Raw genomic sequence first — 3297 nt, forward strand, 5'->3', positions numbered from 1 at the left:
TGTAAGACTAGCGCCAAGGTAGCGGCAGCCTGTGTTAGCGGAGCTTTGCGGAGCGCAAAACGTCAACCCACCCAGGAGCTAAGGCTCGGCAGGAATCCCCGTGCCTAACAGCCGGGGAGGATGTCAAAGTTGGTAATCTTTTGTGGTTAGCAGAAAGACGGCGCAATACTGAACAATTTCCGAAAGACTATTGGAATGGCGTTGGTAATGGTATGTGGTTTGCTTTGGTGACTCTGACCACGGTGGGATATGGCGATCGCGCTCCTATTGCTAAAACGGGACGGATAATTGCTGGAGTATGGATGGTTATAACTATGGTGACAGTTTCTTCTCTCACTGCGGGTATTGCTACAAGTTTAACTCTTTCTCTATCCGATCAAACAGTTTTACAATTTAGTGCTCCTGAAGATATTGAAAATTCTAGAATTGCTGTAGTTAGAGGTTCTACTGGTGAGAAATGGGCACAAAGATATGATGCTCGTATTAGTCAGACTAGAACTTTGGTAGAAGCGATTAATTTGCTTAAATTGAAAGAAGTGGATGGTGTTATTTTTGATGCTCCTGCTCTTCAATATTATCTACATACTAACCCTCAAGAAAACTTGAAATTATCTCCTGTTTCTTTTGCTAGTGAAAGTTATGGTTTTATGATATCTCCTGATCGTTCTAGTTCTTTAATAGAAGATTTTAATATTAGGATTTTAGAAATGCAGGAAAGTGGCAAAATAAGGGAAATAGAGTCTCAATGGTTATCTTATTGAAAGAAGGAAGAAGGAAGAAGGAAGAAGGAAGAAGGAAGAAGGAAGAAGGAAGAAGGAAGAAGGAAAAATATTGCGTTGTCTGAGTTTTAAGCTGTTTATCTGTCTTAACCTTTCCTTCGACTGTTATATTTTTACCTTGATATAGTAGAAACTATTTTAGTAATAATATTTTTGCTAAAAAGCCTAAATATTTTGATATAGCAGGGAACAGGGAACAGTGGGAAAATAATTTCTCTATCTTACCGATAAATTGTGGTTTAAAGCATCCCTTTTTATAGAGGAAACAAGAAAAAAATTTCACGCTCTGCGTCAATCCTCTTCTTTTCAAGGAGAGGTAATTGTTAATAATTAATAATTAATTATTGAAGGTTCATAATCAACATAAGTCCTAACAAGCTCGTTCCTTGCTATAGTTCAAAACGAAAAATTAAGCTTTTAAAACGCATTTTACCGAAAAATTGTGGTTTAAAGCCTCCCCTTTTAAGGGGATAATAAAGAAAAATTTTCATCTCTTTGTCAATCCTCTTCTTTCAAGGAGAGGTAATTATTAATTATTAATTATTCATTATTAATTGTTGAAATAGAATTCGGTTATACAGTATATGTTTATAATTATATCTACACTTTAAGCCTTAAATCTCCCCACCCCTTCATCTATCTCCCCGCACTCCCCACACTTATATAACTGTTTAACCGGATTTGATATGACTAAAAATGATGTAGCATGGGAAAGGTTATTTGAAAAATATCAAATTTTAGAAGAGGTAAATAAAAACGGCTTCTTCAAAATAGAAGCATCTCAAATTAATCAGGAACGAGAAAGCAGACTCATGGCAAAATTTGACCATGTTGTTAACTTACCAGAAATATTTAAAGATAATTTTCTATCTATTTTACCAATTTCTCGTTCTCAATATATTATCGGTTACTTTCATATACACTTACCAGTCAAATATCACTCCAAACTTGAAAGTATTCCTTGGCAGTTTCCTAGAGAAATAGAAACGATAGATTACACTAATTTATATTCTGAAAGTTCGGCATTACTTTGTGCATTTAACATCGGTATTATTGATGATTTAGTTGGTTCAAAAACTAAATTTACTGTTTCTGGCAGAATGTCTACTGGAACTTTTGACTTTTATATTAAAAATTCTATTAATAATCAGTCATACTCAATTAATGTGGCTAACTCTCAATGTGAAATAGATGCAGGTTTTGAAACTGATGATTGTTTGATTTTAATCGAAGCTAAAAATTATAAGGTTGAGGATTTTTTAATTAGACAACTCTATTATCCCTATAGATTGTGGTCAAAAAAAATTGGTAAGAGAGTTGTACCAGTATTAATGACTTACTCTAACGATATTTTCAGTTTTTTTATTTATGAATTTGTAGATATATTAGACTATAATTCTATCACCTTGGTAGAAAATAAAAATTATGTAATTGCTTCCGATAAAATACAAATAAGCGACATATACTTGCTACTAGCTCAGATAAAAATAATTCCTGAACCGCCAAAAATTCCATTTCCTCAAGCAAATAAATTTGAAAGATTAATAGACTTAATTTCACTATTATTAGAAAATGATTTAACTTCAGATGAGATTACAGAAAATTATCAATTTGATGAGAGACAAACTTATTACTATACAAGTGCAGGAAAATATTTAGAGCTAATAACAAAACAGGGAAAAAGTTTTACATTAACCAACCAAGCAAAAGATATTTTTTGTCAAAGATATAAACTTAAATATTTAAAGATAATCGAAAAAATCTTGGAACACGAAGTCTTTAATCAAGCTTTTAAACTATCCTTAGAAATTGCAAATATTCCCTCAACAAAACAAATTATCCAACTTTTGTCTGAAAGTAATCTAAAAGTAGGAGATAAAACTAGAGAAAGACGAGCTTCTACTGTCAAAAACTGGATATATTGGATATGGTCACAAATTGACTAATTAGATATTAAACTAATATTGTATATAGCAAGGAACGAGTTGGTGAGGGCATAGATTAATGATGAATCTTAAACAGAGAAATTATTTTCCCACTGTTGCCTGTTGCCTGTTCCCTGTTCCCTACTATAGAGTTAAATTTTTATCAAACAAACAAAACGATGCAAGATTTCTTCAACAATGTCTCTCGCTACCCACGATACTTTATTACCATTACCCTCGGAATATTCTTTTTTCTATTCGATCAACTTAAGCCACTATTAAGTAAACCTGTTACAGCGATCGCTCTTATCGGTCTAATCATTGGGACATTTGTCTTTCTAGTCTTAACTCTACAAGCTATGTTAGGTATAAATCCAACCTAAGAAATAGTAAAATTCTGGTCTTCCTTCAACTTCTATACTACTAATCTGCTAAAATTGCAATATTTTTTATAGCATTTACCACTTTGACATCCTCCCCGGCTGTTAGGCACGGGGATTCCTGCCGAGCCTTAGCTCCTGGGTGGGTTGACGTTTTGCGCTCCGCAAAGCTCCGCTAACACAGGCTGCCGCTACCTTGGCGCTAGTCTTACA

Annotated in this window: 3 protein-coding genes; all 3 read left to right on the forward strand. The window is 33.7% G+C overall.

The window, feature by feature from the left end; translation table 11 throughout:
• Positions 1–140 precede the first annotated feature (140 nt).
• The 3 genes from F6K23_RS40015 to F6K23_RS40025 all read left to right on the forward strand — a co-directional run bounded on the left by F6K23_RS40015 (position 141) and on the right by F6K23_RS40025 (position 3087).
• Positions 141–761, forward strand: a complete 621-nt coding sequence (locus F6K23_RS40015; protein ID WP_293166706.1) for an ion channel — start codon at positions 141–143, stop codon at positions 759–761.
• Between the two features lie 704 nt (positions 762–1465).
• The gene (locus F6K23_RS40020) at positions 1466–2725 is read left to right on the forward strand and encodes a type II restriction enzyme (protein WP_293166708.1); all 1260 of its coding nucleotides are present in this window, start codon (positions 1466–1468) and stop codon (positions 2723–2725) included.
• 158 nt (positions 2726–2883) lie between these two features.
• A complete protein-coding gene (locus F6K23_RS40025) occupies positions 2884–3087 on the forward strand; it encodes a DUF751 family protein (protein WP_293166710.1) in 204 nt (67 codons plus the stop codon).
• Positions 3088–3297 lie beyond the last annotated feature (210 nt).

Origin of the sequence: Okeania sp. SIO2C9 (genome assembly GCF_010672455.1) — a bacterium.
GTDB lineage: Bacteria > Cyanobacteriota > Cyanobacteriia > Cyanobacteriales > Microcoleaceae > Okeania.

What these genes read in the sequence shown, in the direction of transcription:
- F6K23_RS40020 (WP_293166708.1), top strand. Translation starts at nt 1,466, where the DNA reads ATGACTAAAAATGATGTAGCATGGGAAAGGTTATTTGAAAAATATCAA.
- F6K23_RS40025 (WP_293166710.1), top strand. Translation starts at nt 2,884, where the DNA reads ATGCAAGATTTCTTCAACAATGTCTCTCGCTACCCACGATACTTTATT.